The following is a 24,277-nucleotide window of genomic DNA, read 5'->3' on the forward strand; positions in this document are numbered from 1 at the left end:
GTTGGTTGATGAAAGCAACATTGATAGCCCGCCTTAAACAGCAAAAAATACGTCTTAAAAACTGGGCAAAGCTTTTAGGGCCGGGCCTAACCACAGGGGCAGCTGATGATGATCCGTCGGGCATAGCCACCTATACCCAGACGGGAGCAAAATTTGGCTATAGTCAGCTTTGGACTGCGGTTTATATGTTGCCGTTAATGATTGTGGTCCAGGAAACCTGCGCCCGCATTGGATTAGTACAGGGAAAAGGAATTGCAGCCGTTATAAAAGAATATTACAGCAAAAGAGTACTCTATTTTATTGTAGGTACCGTGCTTGTTGCAAATACCATAAACATCGGAGCAGATATTGGCGCTATGGCTTCAGCAGCAGCGTTAATCATACCCCTGCCATTTGCAGTACTTGCCCTTGCTTTTACTTCTGTCACTTTATTACTCGAAATATTTACGACCTACAAAACCTATTCAAGGATATTAAAATGGCTTGCCCTGAGCCTGCTGGCCTACCCTTTAACCCTGATCATTGTTAAACAACCGTGGCTTACTTTATTGAAAGCCTCTTTCATTCCCAGTTTCAGCTTTAATTTTGAATACATTTTTATCATCATAGGCGTTTTAGGAACCACCATCTCGCCCTATATGTTTTTTTGGCAGGCCTCTCAGGAAGTTGAGGAAGAAAAATCAAAACGCCTGTTAAGAAATGGCAAACCTTTGGTTACCAAGAGGCTGTTACATAACATGCGGATAGACAATGCAACCGGAATGATTATGTCAGAACTCACTACGTGGTGCATCATTGTTGTAGCCGCTACTGTTCTCCACCGTTCGGGCAATACAGATATTAAAGATGCCGCTGATGCAGCCAGGGCGCTTGAACCGCTGGTCAGATCGTTTCCTAATTCAGGCTACATTGCAAAATTGATTTTCTCCACTGGTATTATCGGATTGGGCCTTTTGGCAATACCTATATTTTCAGGCTCGGCAGCTTATGCCATTTCAGAAACTCTCGATTGGAAAACCGGTTTAAATCTAAAGTTTAAAAAAGCACATGGTTTTTATGGCGTAATCACGATTGCAACCCTTATTGGCCTGATGATTAATTTTATCGGAATCGATCCGATAAAAGCTTTAATATATGCTGCTGTTTTAAATGGAATTGCTGCGGTTCCGCTGCTTTTTATTATCGCCAGAATTTCTTCCAGTGAACTTATTATGGGAAAGTACAAAAGCTCAAAAACCGCTAATATAGTAGTCTGGATCACTTTCGGGGCTATGGCACTGGCAATTATTGGTATGATTGTTTCTTTCGTAAACAACTAATATTGGCCGTAGCGACTGCATTAACTTAGCTACGGTACAGGGCAAACGAGCTATAGCATTTTAAACCTGTTCTGGTTTAAAAACAGTGAAAATCATCCATTCGTAAAGGAGCTTATCAGGATTTTCCCTTATGCTAAATCGACAATCCACTTCCCGGCTTTTCATTTCTCCAGATTAAAAATTTTTGCCTGAATGTGATCTAAAGGTATCAGCTTTTTGTTCCGAATCCTCTATCATATTGCAGATATATGGCAACATTAAGGTTCATCAGTTTATATTTGCTATGCAAAAAACAATATCTTTAATTAAAATAATTCACCAGTAATGAAAGCGATAGGATTTAAAACATCACTCCCTATAAACGAAAGCGAAAGTTTCATCATGTTTGAAACACCGGTTCCAGAACCAAAAGGGAGAGACTTACTTGTAAAGATAAAAGCCATCAGCGTAAACCCGGTTGATTTTAAAATCCGGCAGAACAGCGCAAAAGACACCGTATTGGAAACACCCAAGGTAATTGGCTGGGATGCTGTTGGCACGGTTGAAGCCGTTGGTGAGGATGTTACCTTTTTTAAAGCCGGAGATGAAGTCTACTATGCCGGAGATTTAACCCGAAGCGGCTCCAATGCCGAATATCAATTGATTGATGAACGCATAACAGGTTTAAAACCCTCATCACTTACCCATGCTGAGGCGGCAGCCATGCCGTTAACCGCTCTTACCGCATGGGAATCACTTTACGATCGCATCCGTATCGCCGAACCTAAAGATAAAGGAAAAAGCATCCTGATTATTGGTGGTGCAGGGGGCGTTGGCTCTATTGCCATACAATTGGCCAGGAAAATAAGTGGCTTAAAAGTACTTGCCACAGCCTCGAGACCAGAGACAAAAGATTGGTGTAAGGCCATGGGTGCAGATTTGGTAGTAGATCATAAAAACCTGGTTGAAGAAGTACACGCAGCAGGTTTAAAGGAAGTAGATTTTATTCTCGATCTGGTTGACCTGAATAACTATTGGGATACTTTGGTGGAACTGATTAAACCTCAAGGCCATATTGTATCAATAACGGGCTCTGCCACACCTGTCGCGCTGAATAAGTTAAAAAACAAAAGTGTTACTTTCTCCTGGGAGCTGATGTACACCCGTTCCATGTACCAGACTGACGATATGGAACAACAGCACCATATTTTAAACGCGTTAGCAAAATTATTAGATGATGGCACCCTTAAAACTACATTAAACCAAACGCTTAAGGGATTTTCAGTAGAGAACTTAAAAGAGGCTCACCGCCTGTTGGAGAGTGGAAAAACCATTGGCAAAGTGGTTATTGAATATTAAAAAATGCCTGTAAAAAAAAGGAGAGAAAAACCTGACCAGCTTCTCTCCTTTTTTATATCCTATTTTCAACTAAACTTTAGCCCTGCTCTCTGAACTTCTTTTTAGCTGCGCGTTAATGCGTTCCAACACGTTATAAATATCGAAAGGCTTGCTGATGTAATCATCAGCAAATGCATCAATTGCTTTTTGCTCGCTATTGTTCTGTGCAGACATTACAATAATCGGGATATGTTTGGTGAAAATATCAGTTTTTAAATCTTCACATATCTCAGCTCCGTTTCCATCTGGTAACATTACATCTAATAAGAAAAGATCAGGCATTGCATCCTGGATATTTTTTTTCAGTTCCGCAAAGGACGAAGAAAGCTGTAATTCAAAACCCTCTTCTTTTAACAGGATTTCAATAACGTTTCTGATTTCCTGATCGTCTTCTAAAATGTGTATTCGTTTTTTTTCCATGTTCAAATTATATGTTTGGGATGTCAGTTCGCGTGGAATGCGCTACACGATAGTAACAGTAACACCCAAACCCTCTAAATGTTTTACAATTTGTTCAGAAATTCCTTTATCGGTTATGATATGATCAATTTCTTCTAATCCGCATATCTTTCCGAAACCTCTTTTTCCAAATTTAGTAGAATCAGCAAGTACGATCGTTTTTTGTGATGCACCGATCATTTTGCGATTCAAATGCGCCTCCATGGCATTGGTAGTGGTCACACCAAAATCTAAATCAATGCCATCTACCCCTAAAAAAAGTTTATTAAAATAAAAATCCTGCAAAACCTGCTCCGCATAAGCGCCCATAACCGAGGAAGAACTTTTTCTGAGTAAGCCACCCAATTGTATCACTTCAATACCAGGTTCGCGCATTAATTCGAGCGCCACATTTAATGCAGAAGTAACAACAGTTAAATTGGTTGCAGGGGCAATGTTCTTCGCAAAATAAAGCACTGTAGTACCCGAAGCAATCACAATAGAATCGTTATCGTTCAGCAATGCGGCTGCAGCCATTCCAATTTTATTCTTCTCCGCCGATTGTATTTTTTCTTTCTCGTTAACCGGACGGTCTACCGTGTAGGGATTGTTTATCGTGGCACCACCGTGTGTTCTAAACAGCAGACTCTTGTCTTCCAGTAGTTTTAAGTCCTTTCTTATTGTTACCGAAGACACTTTCAATTCCTTACACAAATCCACAACATTGATGTACTGATCACGTTGCAGGCGACTTAAAATAAACTGATGCCTCTCAGCCAAATTCATCATAGTAAATTAAATTAGCGTGCTGCAAATTAGCAATAAAAACATTCTTTAACATATTTTAGATAAATATTTAATAAATTTTTAACCTGCTTAACATATTATTTCGATTAGTATTTCTTATAATTGCGAATAGTTTCGTTTTGTTATCAATTATTATTAAACCAATGAAAAGATTGCATGCACATCAACCGGCTGATGATATAAATTGGGATTTTATTATTATTGGTGGCGGTGCAACAGGTTTAGGTACGGCACTAGATGCTGCAAGCCGCGGTTTTAAAACGCTATTGGTAGAACAGGCGGATTTTGCCAAAGGAACATCCAGCAGAAGTACCAAGCTGGTTCACGGAGGTGTCCGCTACCTTGCGCAGGGCGACATTTCTTTGGTTAAACATGCACTGAAAGAACGTGGTCTGTTACAACAAAACGCGCCACACCTTGTAGATAAAGAACAATTTCTGATTCCATGCTATGATTGGTTTTCTGTTATAAAATATTTAACGGGGCTTACCCTTTATGATTGGCTGGCAGGCAAATACAGCTTTGGCAAATCTAAATTTTTATCCGAGAGAGAAACCCTAAATATGATGCCTGGCATTAAGGCACGGGGATTAAAAGGAAGCATCAGGTACTATGACGGCAAGTTTGATGATGCCCGTTTGGCCATTAACATTGCGCAAACCGCTATCGAAAAGGGTGCATCATTACTCAGCTACACCAAAGTAACAGCCCTTTTAAAAAGCGGTGATGCGGTTACCGGTATTGAAACAGAAGACACTATAACGGGTTCAACAGCTCAATACAAGGGTAAAATCGTCATTAATGCAACGGGAGTATTTGTCGATGAGATCCTACAAATGAATAATCCTGCTACAAAGAAGATGGTAAGGCCCAGTCAAGGTGTACATGTGGTCCTCAGCAAAACCTTTTTAAATAGTGAATCAGCACTAATGATCCCAAAAACCACTGATGGGCGGGTCTTATTTGCTGTTCCCTGGCATGAGCATTTACTGGTAGGCACTACCGATACGCCGTTAAACGAACATAGTTTGGAACCGAGGGCATTAAAAGAAGAAGTAGATTTTATTATCAGTACGGCAGCAGGCTATTTCAACCGTAAACCCATGGCAAAAGATATCTTAAGTGTATTCTCAGGTTTACGTCCCCTGGCTGCCCCTACCTCTGGTGATCCGAACAGCACAAAGGAAATCAGCAGAGACCATAAACTGATTGTATCCGCAAAGGGATTGATTACGATTACAGGCGGCAAATGGACTACCTACCGCCTAATGGCGGAAGAAACAGTGAATTTAGCTATTGCACATGCGGGTTTAAAACATAAAGCATGTGTAACTCAGAATTTAAATATACACGGGAGTACAGTAAGTTCGGGAAGTGGTCATCTGGCCATATATGGATCAGATCGTAGTAAAATTGAAACCTTGATTAAACAAAACCCGGGCCTTGAAAAACCATTACATCCGTCTTTTCCTTTCATTGAGGCCGAAGTGGTTTGGTCTGCAAGGAACGAAATGGCAGAAACTGTAGAAGATATCTTAAGCAGAAGACTGAGGGTGTTATTTATTGATGCACAGGCTGCTAAAGATATGGCGCCTCGGGTAGCGGCTCTCCTGTGCAAAGAATTAGCTGCAGATGAAAACTGGAAAACCGAGCAAATTAAAACTTTCAATAAATTAGCTGATGGTTACCTTTATGATGATTATATAAAATAACTAAAAGGCAGAAACCGCTAACCAAATTTTAATGATGAGTAAATACGTCTTGTCCATCGATCAGGGAACCACAAGTTCGAGGGCTATTATTTTTAATTATAATGGCGAAATTGTTGCCATCGCACAGCGCGAATTTACACAGGTTTATCCTAAAGCAGGCTGGGTAGAACATGATCCAATGGAAATCTGGTCTACACAATTGGCTGTTGTAACAGAAGTAATTGTTAGAGCAGGCCTAACCGTAGCCGATATTGAAGCTATCGGAATTACCAATCAACGCGAAACCACTGTGGTTTGGGATAAAGAAACCGGAAAACCGGTTTATAACGCAATTGTATGGCAAGACAGGCGTACTGCTGGCTATTGCGATGAAATTAAGGCAAAAGGGCTCGGCGATAAAATACAGCAGAAAACAGGTTTGATCATAGATTCTTATTTCTCTGCCACTAAAGCCCGGTGGATTTTGGAAAATGTTGAAGGTGCGCGTGAAAAAGCAGAAAGAGGGAAACTGGCTTTTGGTACCATAGATACCTGGCTGATCTGGAAATTAACAGCAGGTGAAAAACATGTAACTGATGTAACCAATGCGTCCCGAACCATGCTCTATAACATCCATACTTTAAGCTGGGATGAAGAACTGCTCGAGCTTTTCTCTATCCCAAAAGCAATGCTTCCGGAGGTAAAATCATCAAGCGAGGTTTATGGCGAAACAGCGGGAAGAATACTGGCTGCAAAAATCCTGATTGCAGGGATAGCCGGCGATCAGCAATCGGCTTTATTTGGGCAAATGTGTACCGAAATCGGAATGGTAAAAAACACCTACGGCACAGGTTGTTTTATGCTGATGAATATCGGAGAAAAGCCAAAAATTTCCGTCAACAACCTGTTAACCACCGTGGCCTGGCAAATTAATGGTAAAGTAAATTATGCTTTAGAAGGCAGTATTTTTATAGGTGGCGCTGTTGTGCAGTGGTTGCGTGATGAAATGGGACTGATTTCTAAATCGGCTGACGTAGAAACTTTAGCTAAAAAAGTAAATGATACCGATGGCGTTTATGTGGTTCCTGCTTTTGCAGGTTTGGGCGCTCCGCATTGGGATCAACATGCACGCGGCACCATAACCGGATTAACCCGCGGCACGAACAAATCACATATTGCCAGGGCAGCATTAGAAAGTATTGCTTACCAAACGATGGATGTGTTGAAAGCGATGGAAGCAGATGCGGGTGTAAATATTTCAGAGTTAAGAGTAGATGGTGGCGCTACCACCAATGATTTGTTGATGCAGTTTCAGGCCGATCTGCTAAACTGTAAGGTAATCAGACCTGATGTAACTGAAGTAACCGCTATTGGCGCTGCCTACCTTGCCGGTTTAGCTACCGGTTTTTGGGAAAGTATCGATCAGATCCGTTCGCAATGGAAAATCAACAAAACTTTCATTGCTGAAGCAGGAATTGATAATACAGAACGAATAAAAGGCTGGAACAGGGCTGTAAAAGCAGCCAGGGTGAGTGCAGAAAGCCAGTAAACGACTATCGCAGAGGGCCATAAAATAAATTTCAATTCATCGCAACAGCTTGTAAGAGATTTAAAGCATGCCATTCGACTAACTCAGGATTGACAATTGATATTTATGCGGGCATCCTAAGCTTGGATTAAACAGATGCCTGCTGCAAATTGCTTTTAATTCTAAACGACCTAATAAATTAATTCAATCGCTTAAAATTTTATAATGAATGTATATCTCTCAGAATTTATAGGTACTGCAATCATGATTCTTTTAGGAAACAGTGTTGTAGCTAATGTAGTGCTTAAAGGCACAAAAGGTAATAACGGAGGGTGGATAGTTATTACAACGGCATGGGCCCTGGCGGTATTTACAGGGGTTGTTGTTGCAGGTCCTTATAGCGGGGCACATTTAAATCCGGCAGTAACCCTCGCACTTGCCATTGGCAAAGGCTTTAGCTGGGCACTGGTTCCATTTTATGTTTTAGCCCAGTTGGCCGGAGCCATGACAGGATCGTTTCTGGTTTGGTTGATATATAAAGACCATTTTGACGCTACTGACGATCAGGCATTAAAGGCCGCACCTTTTGCAACTGCTCCGGCCATCAGAAACATGTCCTCAAATTTGTTATCAGAAATTGTCGGAACATTCGTGCTAATATTTGTGATTTTTTATTTTACCGATGCCAGCATGGGCACGAAAGAAACGGTGACCACCCCTATTGGCTTAGGTTCCATCGGTGCAATCCCCGTAGCATTTTTAGTTTGGGTAATTGGTTTGGGATTAGGTGGAACAACTGGCTATGCCATCAATCCGGCGAGAGATTTGGGTCCGCGGGTTATTCACTTTTTAATCCCAATGAAAGGAAAAGCAAGCAGCGACTGGGCATATGCCTGGGTACCGATTGTTGGTCCTGCTATAGGTTCGATACTGGCCGCTCTGGCATTTTTGCTCATTAGTAAATCGTGATATCTTCGGAAATACCCGTCGAATACATTCAAAAAAATAATATTAATATCGACTGAAACGGATAGCGCTGTCTACACAGATTTTGTTTGGCAGAGCTTACTAATTTTGTGATATTTTCTCAAAGCAACACTCAATTTAATTATGCCGCTACCGAATAATACTTATCTTTGAAATAACATCCAGCTACTATTTATCTAACCAATCAAAATTGCAAGCATACTTCCTCGTTGTTGATACCGAAACCTCGGGCCTGCCTAAAAATTGGACTGCCCCATATTCTAAGGAAAAGAACTGGCCTTATATTGTTCAAATTGCATGGATTATTTATGATCAGGCCTATCAAGAAATTAAGCGTGAGAATCACTACATCAAGAATACCGATTTCAGCATTGACCAGTCAGCACTAAAAATTCATAAAATCACCCCAGAATACCTGCATAAGCATGGAGAAAACAAAGAGAAGGTGATGTTCCAGTTTGCTGACGATATAGAGAAGTACAAACCTTTGGTTATAGGCCACTTTATTGAACTTGATTATCATATGGTAAATGTTGAATTATATCGTCTTGGTAGAGAAAACATATTTAAAAACCTCTCATTTTTCTGTACCATGAAGGCAAGTGCACCTTATATTACCAATACCGTAATCAGTCACTTAAAACTGGATAAATTTTACACCATCTTATTTAATGAGGCGCCCGAAAGCATCCACAACGCTTTATCTGATACACTAAACACTGCAAAGATTTTCTTTCACCTTTTAAAAACAGATAAAATTAACTTACCTTCAATTTACCAACAGGAGCATACCTTTAACATGGAGAAAGAAAAGAGAAAAGAATTTTCGTTTAAAAGAATTTTAAAGGAACTTTTTAATGGAAGATAGACTCGCCGATCGAATTTATACTGCCCGTATTGGAGATATTACTTTCAGAAAAATTGTGAGTTGTAGCCCCCACACACCAATTTTTGAAGCTGCGATTAAAATGTCGGAGCAAAAAACCAGCTGTCTTTTTGTTAAAAATGACGAAGGAGATTATTTAGGATTTGTAACTGACATTACTTTGAGAGACAATGTCATCGCCAGGCAATTGAGTGCAGATTTACCTATTGATGAAGTAATGGACACCAATATCATGACCATAACACCAGATGCTTATGTTTATGAGGCCATACTGATGATGTTCAGCAAAAAATCGCGGTATCTATTGGTAAACGATAACGGAAATTTTGTTGGTTTTTTAAGCAGAAACCGCCTGTTGAGCGAACAGGCGGAGTCTCCATTGGTTTTTATCCAATCGGTAAAGTCGGCTGTAAATACAAACGATTTAAAACTTAAATGGCAGAAAGTACCGGGCATCGTATCTCAACTGCTTACGCGGGGTGTGCACTCGAAGATTGTAAACGAGGTAGTGACCACCATTGCCGATACCATCTCTTTTAAAATTATTGAAGATGTTATTGCTAAATTAGGTCCACCGCCTGCCAAATTTGTGTTTATGGTTTTGGGCAGTGAGGGTAGAAAAGAACTGAGTTTAAAAACCGATCAGGACAATGCCATTATATATGAAGATACGGCGGAAGAAAACAGAGCGGCCGTACGCTCTTACTTTCTCGATCTGGCAACCCAGGTTTCTGATAAGTTGAACTTTGTGGGCTTTGTATATTGCGACGGCGACTATATGGCCACCAATCCAAACTGGACGCATTCATTATCGCACTGGAAGTATAATTATAAAAACTGGATTGAAGAAGCTCTGCCTGAAACTGCTGTGAAATTTGCTGCATTCTTCGATTGCAGGGCCATCTATGGCGATCTGGCAATCATGGAAAGCCTAAGGTCATTCGTAAATGAAGAGTTGCAAAAACCCATTGAAAAATTCTACGTATACCTGGCTAAAAATGCTTTGCTTTACGAGCCGCCCCTTACCTATTTTAAAAATATCAGAACGCAAAAAATTCACAAAAAAGAGGTATTTGATATTAAAACTGCCATGACCCCCATTGTTGACCTGGCGAGGGTATATGCTTTACAAAACAGGATTTTTCAAAAGGAGAATACCGGCGAACGTTTAAAGGCTTTAAGAGATCTGGGCGTTTTTAGCGAAAAGCAATTTAATGAGCTTTCCCAATCCTATTATTACCTGATGGGATTAAGATTAAAACACCAGGCCAATCTGATCATGAATAATCAGGCATCGCCAAATAACTTTATTGAAATTGATAGTTTAACTAAAATTGAGAAGGTAACACTGATCGAAATCTTTAAAATCATCCTCAACTTTCAGAGTGGGATTAGAATGAAGTTTACCAATAGCCTCGGTTAGGCTGCAGTGCGTAGGGCGTTTGATATTAAGCGTTTATAATACGCAGCCGTCACGCTGAATAAATTCAGCATCTATTATCCTATTAACACTTTAATGGAAGATCAGGACATAAATTTACTGTCTAGCTTTCCACTTGCGCTACAGGTCTGGGTGATGATCCTTTTTTAAAGAAAAAAGGTCCCGATTTGCATCGGAACCTTTTTAAAATATGAATATCGCTTAGGCGAAAATTTCTATTTTACTGCATCAATTACAGCTTTGAAAGCTTCTGGGTGATTCATTGCTAAATCAGCCAATACTTTACGGTTTAAACCGATTTCTTTTGAAGCTAATTTACCGATTAATTGAGAATAAGAAATACCGTGTTGACGTGCACCAGCGTTGATACGTTGGATCCACAATCCGCGGAATTCTCTTTTCTTAACTTTACGGTCACGGTATGCATATTGCAAACCTTTTTCTACTGTGTTTTTAGCAACAGTATAAACCTTACTTCTTGCTCCCCAATAACCTTTGGCTAAATTAAGGATCTTTTTTCTTCTTCTTCTCGAAGCTACTGCGTTTACCGAACGTGGCATGTTGTTGTTGTTTTTTGGTAAGCGGCGTCCTGTTAAGGAACTTTAATGCCTGATACCTGGTGAAATTAATGAATTACTTTCCGATGCAAAGCATACGTTTTACGTTACCTGAATCTGCATCTGTTACAATTCCTGCATTTCCAAGCGCGCGTTTACGTTTAGTACTCATCTTGGTTAAGATGTGACTTTTGTATGCTTTGTTTCTTTTGATTTTACCTGTTCCAGTAAGCGAAAAACGCTTTTTAGCACTGGAATTGGTTTTCATTTTTGGCATAACCTGTTATTTAATTTATAAAATTGTTTTTATTTTTTTGCTACTTTAGGCGCAACGGTCAGGAACATCCGTTTACCTTCCAATTTAGGCAACAGTTCCACTTTCCCTACATCTTCCAAAGCCTGGGCAAATTTTAACAATAAAATTTCTCCTTGTTCTTTGTACACAATTGCCCTGCCTTTAAAATGCACGTAAGCCCTAACTTTTTCACCGTTTTCTAAAAAGCTTACTGCATGTTTTAATTTAAACTGGAAATCGTGGTCGTTGGTATTAGGCCCAAAACGGATCTCCTTAATTACAGTTTGTTTGGCATTAGCTTTAATTTCTTTCTGCTTTTTCTTTTGCTCGTAAACAAACTTACTATAATCAATAATTCTACAAACTGGCGGTACAGCGTTTGGAGAAATCTCTACCAAATCCAATTCCAGTTCATCAGCAAGTGCCAAAGCTTTCGCCAAAGGATAAATCCCCGGTTCAACATTATCGCCAGCTAAACGCACTTCAGGCGATTTTATATACTGATTAATGTTATGCTCTGCTTCTTTTTTCTTAAAAGGTGGACGTGGTCCCCTGTTAAATCCTGGTCTTCCTAATGCCAAATTTGTATTATTTTAATTTAAACTGTTATTTCTTTTCTTAATAAATTGTTGAACTCTTCCAACGTCATTTCGCCTAAATCTCCCTCACCATGTTTACGAACAGAAACTTTTCCTTCTGCCATCTCTTTATCGCCGATAATGAGCATGTATGGGATCTTTTTAACTTCCGCGTCGCGTATTTTGCGACCGATTTTCTCATCACGAAAGTCAATCAGCCCGCGAATATCGGAATTATTTAGTTCATCTAAAACTTTTTTTGCATATTCTTCATATTTTTCTGAAATAGGAAGAATAATAAACTGTTCAGGACTTAACCATAACGGAAAGTTTCCGGCACAATGTTCGATCAAAACAGCAATAAATCGCTCCAGTGAACCGAAAGGCGCACGATGAATCATTACCGGTCTGTGCTTCTGGTTATCACTACCGGTATATTCCAATTCGAAACGTTCAGGTAGATTATAATCGACCTGAATAGTACCCAATTGCCATTTTCTTCCCAAGGCATCCTTCACCATAAAATCGAGCTTAGGACCATAAAACGCAGCTTCACCATATTCTACAACAGTGTTTAAGCCTTTTTCTGCAGCAGCTTCGATAATGGCCGTCTCTGATAATTTCCAGTTTTCATCAGAGCCGATGTATTTCGATTTGTTTTCAGGATCTCTTAAAGAAACCTGTGCAGTATAGTTTTCAAAACCTAAGGATTTAAATACATAAAGCACTAAATCGATCACTTTTTTAAACTCGTCTTTCACCTGCTCTGGCATACAGAACAAATGCGCATCATCCTGCGTAAAACCACGTACACGGGTTAAACCATGTAACTCACCACTTTGTTCGTAACGGTAAACAGTACCAAACTCTGCAAACCGAACCGGAAGGTCTTTGTAAGAACGTGGTTTGGTTTTGTAAATTTCACAGTGGTGCGGGCAGTTCATCGGTTTCAGGAAGAACTCCTCTCCTTCCTGCGGAGTTTTGATCGGCTGGAAAGAATCTTTACCGTATTTTTCCCAGTGACCAGAAGTTACATATAAGTTTTTATGCCCAATGTGTGGTGTTACTACTTGCTCGTACCCTGCTTTAGCCTGTGCTTTAGTTAAAAAGTTCACCAAACGTTCGCGTAAAGCAGTTCCTTTAGGCAACCATAGCGGTAAGCCCATACCTACTTTTTCAGAGAAAGCAAAAAGCTCCAGCTCTTTTCCTAATTTTCGGTGGTCGCGTTTTTTTGCTTCCTCAATCATTAAAAGATATTCGGTAAGCTCGCTTGCCTTAGGAAAAGTAACCCCATAGATGCGGGTTAACTGTTTTTTAGTTTCATCACCTCTCCAGTAAGCACCAGCCACATTCATTAGTTTCACGGCTTTTACAAAACCAGTATTGGGAATATGTGGGCCACGGCATAAATCGGTAAATGAACCCTGGGTATAAAAAGTAATTTTACCATCTTCAAGGCCATCAATTAAATCCAATTTATACTCATCGCCTTTTTTGGTAAAGTATTTTACCGCATCAGCCTTGCTTACACTTTCGCGCACAAAAGTTTCCTTTTGTTTAGCCAGTTCGATCATTTTGGTTTCAATGGCTTTGAAATCATCCGAAGAAAATTCGCGGTCGCCAAAGTCTACATCATAATAAAAACCGGTTTCAATTGCCGGACCGATACCAAATTTAGTGCCGGGGTAAAGCGCTTCCAGCGCTTCTGCCATTAAGTGTGCGGAAGAATGCCAGAAAGTAGATTTTCCGGCTGCATCATTCCAGGTCAACAGTTTTACTGTAGAATCTGATTCAATCGGCCTAGTTGAATCCCAAACTTCGCCATTAACCTCAGCGGCTAACACGTTACGGGCTAAGCCCTCAGAAATTGATAATGCAATCTGGTGGGCAGAAGTGCCCTTTTCGTACTGACGGACCGAGCCGTCAGGTAAAGTAATGTTAATCATCTACAACTATGATTTAAATTTTAAATAAAAAAGTTTTAAAGATCACTTACAATGTGATTCTATTTTGTGCGAAGATATGGTTTTATTGATCAAAAAGCAAGATTCAATCCATATCACCTCAGGCTTCACTTACTAATTTACCTTTCAAATATTTACGTAAAGGTGTATCAACAAACCGCATAATGAGGTAAGCTAAAATAACAAGCAGGATTACCGAAACCGGAATCACACCAAAAAGTATCATACCTTTAGGTTTATCCACTGTTACATAGGTAAGATAAACCCATATAAATGGATAATGCGTCATATAAAGTGGATAAGATAGTTCGCCGGATAACCGGCAAATCTTTCTTAAAGCCGGACTCAACATTGCGCCCGCACCTAGCGAGACCAATAATGGAAAATAGAGCAACACAATTATCGATTCGCTAATCCAATTATAATCATCATTAAAAGGAAATAAGAAAGCTACCAATAATAGTGCAGTAATTCCCAAAAACCCTAATTCGTTTTTAATGATAAGGTTAAACCGGTAAACGAGCATACCGGCTGAAAATGAATATAATACCCTTGCTCCACCGTCCCAGAAATTTTGTCCGCCCCAGCCACCGCTGAGATTTTTAGATTGTACAGCTACGTAACAAAGTACTGCCGCGCCAACCAAAGCAAGAATTATTAATGCTTTTTTATTGATTTTATAAAGCAGCAGGATGTAAAATATATTAGCGATGTATTCCCAAAACAGTGACCATGCTGGTGCATTTAAACAAAATAAATTGGTGTAACGCTCTGGCATAATTGGGTATGGGATGAGGAAAGCAGAGGTTAAAAATAACAAAGCTGTTTTACCGAAGCCATAAACAGGGTAAAAATCACTAAAAGGATCAAATAAAAAGGTTAGCAGGCCCAACACGGCACCAACAATCACCAAAGGATGTAAACGGATTAGTCTTAGTTTAAAAAATTGCGTAATACCAATGTGCGCCGCCCGGTTATCGTAGGCGTACGCAATGACAAAGCCCGATAAACAAAAAAAGAAATCAACAGCCAGGTAACCATGACCGATAAAATTTTTGCTATAATCGGTAATGGCAATTTCCATAAAATGGAAAATGACCACTACTATGGCAGCTATGCCCCTCAATCCATCCAAAATTTCAAAATGTTGTTTGGTGTGGAGCAACTCTGCCCTATTTTCTGCTATAATCACTTGGTTAGGCTTTTATCTGAACCCAATTATAGGAAATATGTCAGCATTACAAATAATCGCTTCAAAAATGATACAAAAAAAGCCCCGAAGCTTAAAAACTTCAGGGCTTGATATATATATTATTTGATTCTTAATTAATTTATTCCAAAAGCTCTTCCCTGGCCGCCACCTGCTGGCCTGTTCTGCCTAAAACGTTTCATCATATTTTCCATCTTGGTTTTGTATTCTTCAGGGGTAATCAATTTTGCTTTTTTAGGTGCAGTAACATCTTTTGCACTTACATTTCTATATTCAATGCTCTTGGCAATCGAGCTGTTCCCTCTACCCTCAATAGCTAATACCGCACCTTCTGTCCACATATTTGGATTAGGAGAAAAATCGAAACCTAAATCGTTGGTGTACCAGATTTTGGTTTCTTCCACCACATTTTTATCCATATCTAAAATTTTGATGGCTCTGGTAGACCTTACAATTGCCTGGTGACAGGTAAAACCTAAAATCTGTTTGGTTGAGTCCGTTTTAACCACTTCAATTTTTGGTGCCTGAGCTATTTTTGACCTTGTCGTATCATTTGAGTTGCCACCGCCCGTTCTGAACGAAGAAATTGGACCGGAAGTAGATAGGGTTAACTTGCTCGGCATATAATAAGTCGTATCATTCAGGTCGAATACTTCAGTTAAACTTTTATCAGCAAAGTTGTAATAGTATTCCCGATTGCCGCCGCCACCACCAAAACGCATCATCATCCGGCCCATTCCGCCGCCGCCGCCACCTGCACCGTTGCTATCTTCCGTTTCTTCAACCGGCATATAACTGGCATTGGTTGCTGTAAATAATAATTCAAAATTGGTTTTGCTTGATGAAGGCATCCTCGCTTTCATCTGATCAGTTAACTGTATGCCATTGGCTGAAGCCATAGCTGCAGGATCTATGGTGTTTTCAAACTGTATAGCTCCCGAAGTTTTTTTCTTTTGTGCATGCGCAACCGATACAATTGATAAAAATCCAAGTAGAGCGAAGGTTATTTTTTTCATTACGATTTAGTTTTGTGGATTAGATACGAAAGCTTAAAAAAGGTTTAACAAAGATATTTTAGATTATAATTTAAACGTGTTAAATTGTGTTAAAGTCAACCTCTATATCGCCTGCGCAAGCTATTTAAAGCAGATGTAATTTATTTTTTACAATAGATTTTTTGGAAAGCAATTGCAGTAGCTTTTCGGTAACGATAGTCCCGCCCTTTGCTTAATCCCGATTAAATCGACTTTATTCTAAAATCGCTCTTTAAATCGGGATAACGCTGTCGGTCAGGTTTATTTAACCTAAAACAGTTTTCCTCGGTCTGTGTCCTCACAGACCATGGAGAAAATCAAACCGTCTATGTTTAAGTTAATATTCCGTACTCTCCAGCCAGCCATTACAAAGCACATCCGCAATATGCATGGTTTTGATCGGCAGGTTATTTTTATCAATGTAACCTTGCAGGTGCAGAAGACAAGAAAGATCCGTTGATATAATATAATCAGCACCCTGAGCCAGGGCATGGTTCACTTTCTGTTCGGCCATTGCAGATGAAATGGCATCAAATTTAACGGCAAATGTCCCGCCAAAACCACAGCACATATCGGTATCTTCCATTTCGATCATTTCCAGTCCATGTACTTTCGAAAGTAAGTGACGCGGCTCGTCTTTAATTTTGCACTCGCGTAACGCACTGCAAGAATCATGATACACTGCTTTCCCTTCCAGCTCGGCACCGAAATAATCTTTTTTCGCCACCTTAACCAAAAAATCGGATAATTCCCAGATGTTGGATTGCAAACTCCTGCATTTATTGTGAACAATAGTATTGGTAAACAGGTCGTTATAACCACCTTTTACCATTCCCACACACGATGCAGAGGGAGCAACGATATAAGTATTTTCGGAAAAATCGTTCAAGAATTTAGTTCCTACCTGTTTGGCTTCATCCCAATAACCCGCGTTATAGGCCGGTTGGCCGCAACAAGTCTGTTTCGGGTTGTATGTTACGTTACATCCCGACTTTTCTAATAATCTCAACGTATTGAAAGCGGTTTCGGGATATAACTGGTCTACAAAACAGGGAACAAACAATTCTACTTTCATCAACAAATTCTTTAGTCTGCAAACTTACAATTTTGCGGTTTCATTGCGCTCGGTTTTTTTCAGGAATGCTAAAGATACCAATCCAACTATAAAAAAGGATGCCAAAGCAATGATGGATTGGCGCATATTATGGGTTAAACCCTCAATAAATGCAAAACTAAACAAACCAATTACAATTGCCAGTTTCTCTGTCGCATCGTAGAAGCTAAAAAATGAAGCAGTATCGGTTGTGTGCTCCGGAATATGTTTAGAGTAAGTGGAACGGGATAAAGATTGTATTCCGCCCATAATCAGACCAACAATGGCGGCCAACGCATAAAATTGATATTGATTTGTTATGGAGTATCCATAAATGCAACAACCTATCCAAATCAGTACAACAATCATTAAAACATTAATATTTCCCAATTTTTTGGCTAAAATCGACATTAACCATGCACCCAGAATTGCAACAAGCTGGATGATTAAGATCACTGCAATTAAACTACCCGATTCCAGTTTTAAAACCTTTGCACCGAAACCGGCAGCAGCGAGCATAATGGTTTGCACGCCCATTGAATAAAAGAAGAAAGCAATTAAATAGGTTTTCAAAAACTTCATTTGCTTTAACTGGCCCCATACCTTTGCAAATTCGCCAAAACTGCTTTTAATGATTCCTTTGTTAATGTATCCTGCGTTAGGAACATCTTTCGGTAATGCCTTGAAAGGTATTTGGGCGAATAGAAACCACCATATCCCAACCAGCAGGAACGATATCTGAGCTGGCAACGACTGATCAGTAATTCCAAACAGTTCAGGTTTTAGTACAAAAACGAAACAGACCAGCTGTAAAATTACACTGCCAATATAGCCGTATGAAAACCCCTGAGCACTTACCTTATCCTGATTATCCTTTGAAGCAATTATCGGCAAATAAGCATTGTTAAACATTACACCGCCCACATAACCCATTGCGGCCAGAACAAAGCAAATAATTCCAGCTTCTAAAGTTTCTAATTTGAAGAAAAACAAACCCATACAGGAGAACGATCCGATATAGGTAAACAATTTCATGAAGAATTTCTTTTTGCCCTTTGCATCAGCATAAGAAGATAATACCGGCAACAATACGACCATTAATAAGTAAGCTACGGCAAGTGCATAGTTCGATAGCACGGTATTTATAACCGTTTTACCAAAAAAAGTTACTTCGTCGCCATGCAGTTTGGTTGTGGTAATGGCAACGTAGTAAACAGGAAAAATAGTGGAGGTAATAACTAAATTATAGGCAGAATTTGCCCAGTCGAAGAAAGCCCATGAGCGTATGGTTTTCTTATTGTCTTTTTCTATCATTTATTTTTCGCTTCTAGGAAGACTGCGCTGATTGTTTGAGGATATAGTTTAAATAGTTCATTACAAAACTAATATTTTATTGCTAACTTGATAGGCATTTTTCTCACATCTCACATCTCACATCTCACATCTCACCTCTCACATCTCCAAATAATACTTCTTCCCATCAGTTTTAATTTTCCCTGCATCCAGTAACTCTCTTATAGCATCAATTCTATCTGTTTCTGTGCCATTTTTAATATGACTAACCAAATCATCAAGGCTGAGCGTTTGTTGTTGGAGCAAAGAAATAATCTCATAATCGATTTCTTCACGTTCAGATTGGTGGTTTTCGGCTTTCTTTTCAGCCAGACAAACATCGCAGACACCACACTTTTTGGTATGATGTTCGTCAAAGTAATTAAGCAATTGAATGCTTCTGCACAAATTGGATGAGGCATAAGCTACCACCGCATTGATCTGCTTGTGTAAAATCTCTTTTCTCAGTTCCAGGTATTTTACATCCAGATCAAAGTGATCCATATCTACCCTCGGTCTAATATACTGCAACTGCGGTTGATCTGTTTGCTGGATATAGGTAAGCAATTCAATGGTCTGCAATTTATTCAGCAAAGCAATAATATCATTATAAGATAAACCTGTTCTCTTGGCTAAATCCGCTTCATTAATTTTAACGAAACCATCAAAAGCGCCTCCATAAGAGCGTAAAATGGTCTTTATTATTCCATCATAAGCCTTATTTTCAATCTGGAAACGATAAACATCCTCATGGCCGGCAATAAACATTATCCTGGAAGGTAAAAAAACACTTTCAGAAAAGGTAAGATAGCCATCATGTTCTAAAAACTTTAGTGCAGAAATTGTTTTTAAAACATTTACATTAAACCGTTTGCAAAAATCAGCGATATCGAATGGAAAGGTTAAACCTTCACCCGCTCCAAATGCCAGTTGAAAATAGTTGCCGAGATAATGATAGGTTTTTCTGATTTCATCTGGCGAGGGAAAGCTATCCAAATATCGCGACTCCAGGCCCATGATGTCGGATCGATTGGCCAATAAAACGGCGTAACTTCTTTTTTCATCACGACCTGCCCTGCCTGCCTCCTGGTAATAAGCCTCCAAACTTTCAGGCAAATCCAGATGCACCACAAAACGAACATCTGCTTTATCAATACCCATACCGAAAGCGTTAGTAGCCACCATGATCCGGGTTTTATTATTCTTCCATTCTTCCTGCTTCAGAAAGCGTACATCGCGTTCCAGTCCGGCATGGTAAAAATCGGCTTTAATTCCGTTCCGGTTGATAAAATTGGCCACCTCTGCAGTTTCCCGTCGGTTGCGAACATACACTAAACCTGTACCTTTAACATTTTTACAGATATTGATCAGCTTTTTGTATTTATCCTCATGATCAACAACCACATAACTTAAATTATCCCTGGCGAAGCTTTTTACAAAGACCTGTGGATCTTTCATTTCCAGTTTTTCTACAATATCCTCCCGCACAAATTCAGTAGCGGTTGCAGTAAGCGCTAAAACCGGGATACCTCGTAAGATTTCGCGCAGTTTGGATAGCTGAAGATATGGCGGGCGAAAATCGTAACCCCATTGCGAAATACAGTGTGCTTCATCAACCGCAATGAGGTTAACATTCATGTAAGAAATCCTGACCTGAACCAATTCTGAAAGCAATCTTTCTGGCGAAAGGTACAGGAATTTAACCTTGCCATAAATACAGTTATCCAGCAAAATATCGATTTCGCGTTTACCCATACCTGCATAAATGGCAATGGCCTCAATCCCTTTCGATTTCAGGTTTTCTACCTGATCTTTCATCAGGGCAATTAGTGGAGAAACCACGATACAGATTCCCTCCTTCACCAATACCGGCACCTGAAAACAGATTGATTTACCACCTCCTGTTGGTAAAAGCGCTAAAGTATCTTTTCCCTCCAAAACCGAAGCAATAATCTCTTCCTGTAGTGGCCTAAAAGCCTGGTGCCCCCAATATTTTTGTAAAATCTCTATTGCTGTCATAAATCGGCGGTATCAAAACTATACATTTAATCTAAAATCGCCACCTATTATTGTTGGAAATTGAAAAAATCATCTATAGGAAAGATTATTAACTTTGCTAAATAAGAAGGATTAAATGTTAGACACGCAGTTTGCAGGTTATTCCCTTTTTCTTAATTTCGTCACCATGAATTTATTTCAGGGTCTGAATAGAGGGAAAGATGCTGAAATAAATTCAGCATGACGACACGATTAAACTGCGTTTTTTTATTTAAATGTAGGTGTAAAAACCATTCAAATTTTCAGCAGTGCTTAAATAGATACATTTTTAAAAAATGTTTCAAAAAAAAACACACGAATTGTTCAAATAACCATCCAATATATAATGAAACACCTTTATTTTCTAACCGCTCTTTCGCTATTGTTTTTCAGTGCTAATGCCCAGGAAAAAAAGTGGGACATTGAAAAATACCAGGGAACAACCAAAAATTTCACTTTAAATACGGATGAAGGTACCTGGATGAACCTGGATGTAAGTCCCGACGGGCAGGAAATTGTTTTTGATTTATTAGGCGATATTTACGCAATGCCAATTACAGGTGGCGTTGCCAAATTAATTAGCGGAGGTATTGCCTGGGATGTTCAGCCGCGCTTTAGCCCTAATGGAAAATACATTTCTTACACCAGCGACAAAAGTGGTGGAGATAACATCTGGATCATGAACCGGGATGGTTCTGGTAAAAAACAAATTACCAAAGAAAGCTTTAGGTTATTGAACAATGCCACCTGGATGCCAAATAGCGAATATATTATTGCGCGTAAGCATTTTACAGCAAGCCGTTCGCTAGGCGCAGGCGAAATGTGGATGTATAGCATAAATGGTGGTGATGGCCTGCAGTTAACGAAGCGTAAAAATGGTCAGCAAGATGCCGGCGAGCCAAATGTTTCGCCAGATGGCCGTTATGTTTACTTTAGTGAAGATGTGAGTCCGGGACCTAATTTCGAATACAGTAAAGACCCTAACGGAACCATTTATGCCATTCGTCAACTCGATTTAACAACAGGTAAATTAAATACATTGATTGATGAACAGGGCGGTGCTTGTCGCCCGCAGGTTTCTCCTGACGGAAATTTAATTGCTTTTGTAAAACGCGTAAGGCTAAAGTCTACCTTATATGTTCAGAACCTTAAAACAGGAGAAGAGTGGCCAATAAATGAAGATTTATCGCATGATCAGCAGGAAACATGGGCCATTTTTGGGGTTTATCCAAACTTTGCCTGGACACCAGATAGCAAAAGCATTGTTTTTTATGCAAAAGGAAAAATCAGAAAAACGGAAATTGGTACCTTGATCAACACCACCATACCTTTTCAGGCAAATACGATCCAAACCGTACAAAAAGCATTACATTTTGAGCAGCAGGTTTTCAATAATGAATTTTCGGCAAAAATGTTAAGGCAGTTAACCACCTCGCCCGATGGCAAAACAGTTGTTTTTAATGCAGCAGGGTACCTTTACAAACAGGAACTGCCTACTGGAATACCGGAAAGGTTGACCAACGGACTGGATTTTGAATTCGAACCGGCCTTTAGTCCTGACGGAAAATACGTTGTTTATACTACCTGGAGCGACGAGCTACGTGGAGCAATAAAACGGACGGATCTAAAATCGGGAAAAACCATTATGCTAACAGATGAAAAAGGGTTTTATTACTCACCGCAATATTCTACTAAAGGAGATAAAATCGTTTTCAGAAAAGGAAGCGGAAACGATGTTTTAGGCTATAATTTTGGCCGTGGCACAGGTATTTTTCTTATGCAAGCCAATGGTGGGGCCAAAACTTTAATTTCGGATAATGGAATCCGTCCGCAGTTTAACAATACCGATACCCGCATCTATTTCCAGAGTTATGCTGACGGGAAAAAAGCACTAAAGAGTATTGACCTTAACGGAGCAAATGAAAGAATTCATTTCACTTCTCAATATGCAAACCAGTTTGTGATTAGTCCAGACAATAAATGGCTGGCGTTTAATGAATTATTCAATATTTATATCACACCGATGATTAGCATTGGTACAGCACAGGAAGCCTCTGCAGGCAATAAGGCTATCCCTGTTACCAAAGTGACTACAGATGGCGGAACCTATATTCAATGGAGTGCTGACAGCAAAAACCTGCACTGGACATTAGGCCCAAAGTATTTTACCATCGACGTAAATAGTGCCTTCAATTTTGACGGAGCTACCCCCAAAACTGAGGCTTCTGCCATTGATATTAACCTCGTATTGAAATCTGATGTTCCTAGGGGGATACTGGCATTTAAAGGAGCAAGGATTATTTCGATGAAAGGCGATGAAGTGATTGAAAACGGCACCATCGTTATAGATGGAAATAAAATTACAGCGATAGGAAAAGCAGATGTGGTAACTATCCCGGCTAATGCCAAAACTATTGATGTTAATGGCAAAACAATCATGCCGGGCATTGTTGATGTTCATGCCCACTTAAGGACGAGTCCGGATGGAATAACGCCACAGAGCGACTGGAGTTATATGGCCAACCTGGCTTTTGGAGTAACCACTTCGCACGATCCATCAAGCAATACCGAAATGGTTTTTAGCCAGAGTGAAATGCTTAAGGCTGGTAGAATGGTTGGTCCGCGGGTTTATTCTACAGGGTCTATTTTGTATGGTGCAGATGGTGATTTTAAAGTGGTGATTAATAGTTTGGATGATGCATTGGCTCACCTGCGCCGTTTAAAGGCGGTAGGTGCATTTTCAGTTAAATCATATAATCAACCACGTAGAGAGCAGCGTCAACAGATCCTGGAAGCGGCCCGTCAGCTCAAAATGGAAGTCGTACCCGAAGGTGGTTCTACATTTTTTACGAACATGAATATGGTTGCAGATGGACATACCGGCATTGAGCACAGTATACCGGTTTTGCCAGTCTATAAAGATGTTACTACCCTTTGGAACAACACGGAAGTAGCCTACACCCCTACGTTAATTGTAGCTTATGGTGGTCAATGGGGCGAAAATTACTGGTATGACAGGACCAACGTTTGGGAAAACGAAAAACTAATGACTTACACGCCACGTTCAATTATCGATGCACGGGCAAGACGCAGAACCACCTCTGAATATAGCGATTATAACCACATCGAGGTTGCTAAGGCCACCAAACAAATTGCTGATGGCGGCACCAGGGTTAACCTGGGCGCACATGGGCAGATTCAGGGTTTGGGAGCACACTGGGAGCTGTGGATGCTGGTTCAGGGGGGCTTTAGTCCGCTGCAGGCCATTAGGGCGGCAACTTTAAATGGCGCAGGCTATTTGGGCATGAACAAAGAAATCGGTTCATTAGAAGTAGGTAAACTGGCAGATATGGTCATTATGGATGCCAATCCTTTGGATGATATCCGGAACTCTGAAAAAATCAAATATGTGATGATTAATGGCCGGCTTTACGATAGCGCTACCTTAAACGAAGTAGGAACCAGAGAAAAATTAAGAGCTAAGCTGTGGTTCGAGAATGCAAAAGGAAATGGTTACATTATTCCAAATGGAGAATCAGAAACCTGGACTTTTACGGTTCCACATTGTGATTAATCAATTAGTATCTGTAATATCTAATTAAATAATATAAGATGCATATCATCATCAAATGATGATGGGCATCTATGATCAAGAAATAACAAACGAACTGTTAACCGTAGTTGCATAGTATATGTTATTAGA

19 protein-coding genes are annotated in these 24,277 nt (G+C 39.8%); 8 read left to right on the plus strand and 11 right to left on the minus strand.

The genetic code is table 11. From position 1 onward, the window contains the following. The first annotated feature begins 8 nt into the window (after nucleotides 1–8). On the plus strand, nucleotides 9–1,319 hold the full coding sequence (locus tag BM107_RS01470; RefSeq protein WP_090979518.1) for an NRAMP family divalent metal transporter: 1,311 nt from the start codon (nucleotides 9–11) through the stop codon (nucleotides 1,317–1,319). Nucleotides 1,320–1,643: 324 nt separating this feature from the next. Next, nucleotides 1,644–2,657, plus strand: coding sequence for a zinc-binding alcohol dehydrogenase family protein (locus BM107_RS01475; protein WP_090979520.1), 1,014 nt, complete (start codon nucleotides 1,644–1,646; stop codon nucleotides 2,655–2,657). A 69-nt stretch (nucleotides 2,658–2,726) separates the two neighbouring features. Here the strand turns inward: BM107_RS01475 and BM107_RS01480 are convergent, their stop codons facing one another. Together BM107_RS01480 and BM107_RS01485 are read right to left on the minus strand one after the other, a co-directional pair. After that, complete coding sequence (locus BM107_RS01480) at nucleotides 2,727–3,116, minus strand: response regulator transcription factor (RefSeq protein ID WP_090979522.1); 390 nt, start codon at nucleotides 3,114–3,116, stop codon at nucleotides 2,727–2,729. Nucleotides 3,117–3,158: 42 nt separating this feature from the next. Beyond that, nucleotides 3,159–3,923: a DeoR/GlpR family DNA-binding transcription regulator gene (locus BM107_RS01485; RefSeq protein WP_090979524.1), complete on the minus strand. Its 765-nt coding sequence runs from the start codon at nucleotides 3,921–3,923 to the stop codon at nucleotides 3,159–3,161. A 161-nt stretch (nucleotides 3,924–4,084) separates the two neighbouring features. Here BM107_RS01485 and BM107_RS01490 point away from each other — a divergent pair, with 161 nt between their 5' ends. The 5 genes from BM107_RS01490 (at nucleotide 4,085) to BM107_RS01510 (ending at nucleotide 10,456) form a co-directional block, all read left to right on the plus strand. Next, nucleotides 4,085–5,653 (plus strand): glycerol-3-phosphate dehydrogenase/oxidase, encoded by a 1,569-nt coding sequence (locus tag BM107_RS01490; RefSeq protein WP_090979528.1) that lies wholly within the window; start codon nucleotides 4,085–4,087, stop codon nucleotides 5,651–5,653. A gap of 34 nt (nucleotides 5,654–5,687) precedes the next feature. Further along, entirely contained in the window at nucleotides 5,688–7,181 is a 1,494-nt protein-coding gene (gene glpK, locus BM107_RS01495; RefSeq protein ID WP_090979530.1) for a glycerol kinase GlpK, read from the plus strand. Between the two features lie 204 nt (nucleotides 7,182–7,385). Continuing rightward, complete coding sequence (locus tag BM107_RS01500) at nucleotides 7,386–8,129, plus strand: MIP/aquaporin family protein (RefSeq protein WP_090979532.1); 744 nt, start codon at nucleotides 7,386–7,388, stop codon at nucleotides 8,127–8,129. Between the two features lie 208 nt (nucleotides 8,130–8,337). Then, complete coding sequence (locus BM107_RS01505; RefSeq protein WP_159435177.1) at nucleotides 8,338–9,015, plus strand: 3'-5' exonuclease; 678 nt, start codon at nucleotides 8,338–8,340, stop codon at nucleotides 9,013–9,015. Continuing rightward, nucleotides 9,005–10,456: a DUF294 nucleotidyltransferase-like domain-containing protein gene (locus tag BM107_RS01510; RefSeq protein WP_090979536.1), complete on the plus strand. Its 1,452-nt coding sequence runs from the start codon at nucleotides 9,005–9,007 to the stop codon at nucleotides 10,454–10,456. The genes BM107_RS01505 and BM107_RS01510 overlap by 11 nt, the downstream gene beginning before the upstream one ends. 233 nt (nucleotides 10,457–10,689) lie before the next feature. Here the strand turns inward: BM107_RS01510 and rplT are convergent, their stop codons facing one another. From rplT to BM107_RS01555, 9 genes are all read right to left on the minus strand, one after another. After that, the gene (rplT, locus tag BM107_RS01515; RefSeq protein WP_025144714.1) at nucleotides 10,690–11,034 is read right to left on the minus strand and encodes a 50S ribosomal protein L20; all 345 of its coding nucleotides are present in this window, start codon (nucleotides 11,032–11,034) and stop codon (nucleotides 10,690–10,692) included. 73 nt (nucleotides 11,035–11,107) lie between these two features. After that, nucleotides 11,108–11,308 carry a 50S ribosomal protein L35 gene (gene rpmI / locus BM107_RS01520; protein WP_010600880.1) on the minus strand — a complete coding sequence of 67 codons (201 nt, stop codon included), beginning with the start codon at nucleotides 11,306–11,308 and terminating at the stop codon, nucleotides 11,108–11,110. A 29-nt stretch (nucleotides 11,309–11,337) separates the two neighbouring features. Then, entirely contained in the window at nucleotides 11,338–11,907 is a 570-nt protein-coding gene (gene infC, locus BM107_RS01525; RefSeq protein WP_051691975.1) for a translation initiation factor IF-3, read from the minus strand. Nucleotides 11,908–11,924: 17 nt separating this feature from the next. Then, on the minus strand, nucleotides 11,925–13,850 hold the full coding sequence (gene thrS, locus BM107_RS01530; protein ID WP_090979538.1) for a threonine--tRNA ligase: 1,926 nt from the start codon (nucleotides 13,848–13,850) through the stop codon (nucleotides 11,925–11,927). A 118-nt stretch (nucleotides 13,851–13,968) separates the two neighbouring features. After that, the gene (locus tag BM107_RS01535; protein WP_090979540.1) at nucleotides 13,969–15,060 is read right to left on the minus strand and encodes an acyltransferase family protein; all 1,092 of its coding nucleotides are present in this window, start codon (nucleotides 15,058–15,060) and stop codon (nucleotides 13,969–13,971) included. A gap of 134 nt (nucleotides 15,061–15,194) precedes the next feature. Continuing rightward, entirely contained in the window at nucleotides 15,195–16,094 is a 900-nt protein-coding gene (locus tag BM107_RS01540; RefSeq protein WP_090979542.1) for a hypothetical protein, read from the minus strand. 355 nt (nucleotides 16,095–16,449) lie between these two features. Beyond that, nucleotides 16,450–17,187, minus strand: coding sequence for a (Fe-S)-binding protein (locus BM107_RS01545; RefSeq protein WP_090979544.1), 738 nt, complete (start codon nucleotides 17,185–17,187; stop codon nucleotides 16,450–16,452). 24 nt (nucleotides 17,188–17,211) lie between these two features. After that, on the minus strand, nucleotides 17,212–18,519 hold the full coding sequence (locus BM107_RS01550; protein ID WP_090979546.1) for an MFS transporter: 1,308 nt from the start codon (nucleotides 18,517–18,519) through the stop codon (nucleotides 17,212–17,214). 138 nt (nucleotides 18,520–18,657) lie between these two features. After that, nucleotides 18,658–20,556 (minus strand): RecQ family ATP-dependent DNA helicase, encoded by a 1,899-nt coding sequence (locus BM107_RS01555; protein WP_090979547.1) that lies wholly within the window; start codon nucleotides 20,554–20,556, stop codon nucleotides 18,658–18,660. A 364-nt stretch (nucleotides 20,557–20,920) separates the two neighbouring features. Here BM107_RS01555 and BM107_RS01560 point away from each other — a divergent pair, with 364 nt between their 5' ends. After that, nucleotides 20,921–24,148 (plus strand): amidohydrolase family protein, encoded by a 3,228-nt coding sequence (locus tag BM107_RS01560; RefSeq protein ID WP_244278695.1) that lies wholly within the window; start codon nucleotides 20,921–20,923, stop codon nucleotides 24,146–24,148. Nucleotides 24,149–24,277: the final 129 nt, after the last annotated feature.

It is taken from the genome of Pedobacter suwonensis (assembly GCF_900111825.1).
In the GTDB taxonomy this organism is placed as follows: Bacteria; Bacteroidota; Bacteroidia; order Sphingobacteriales; family Sphingobacteriaceae; genus Pedobacter; species Pedobacter suwonensis.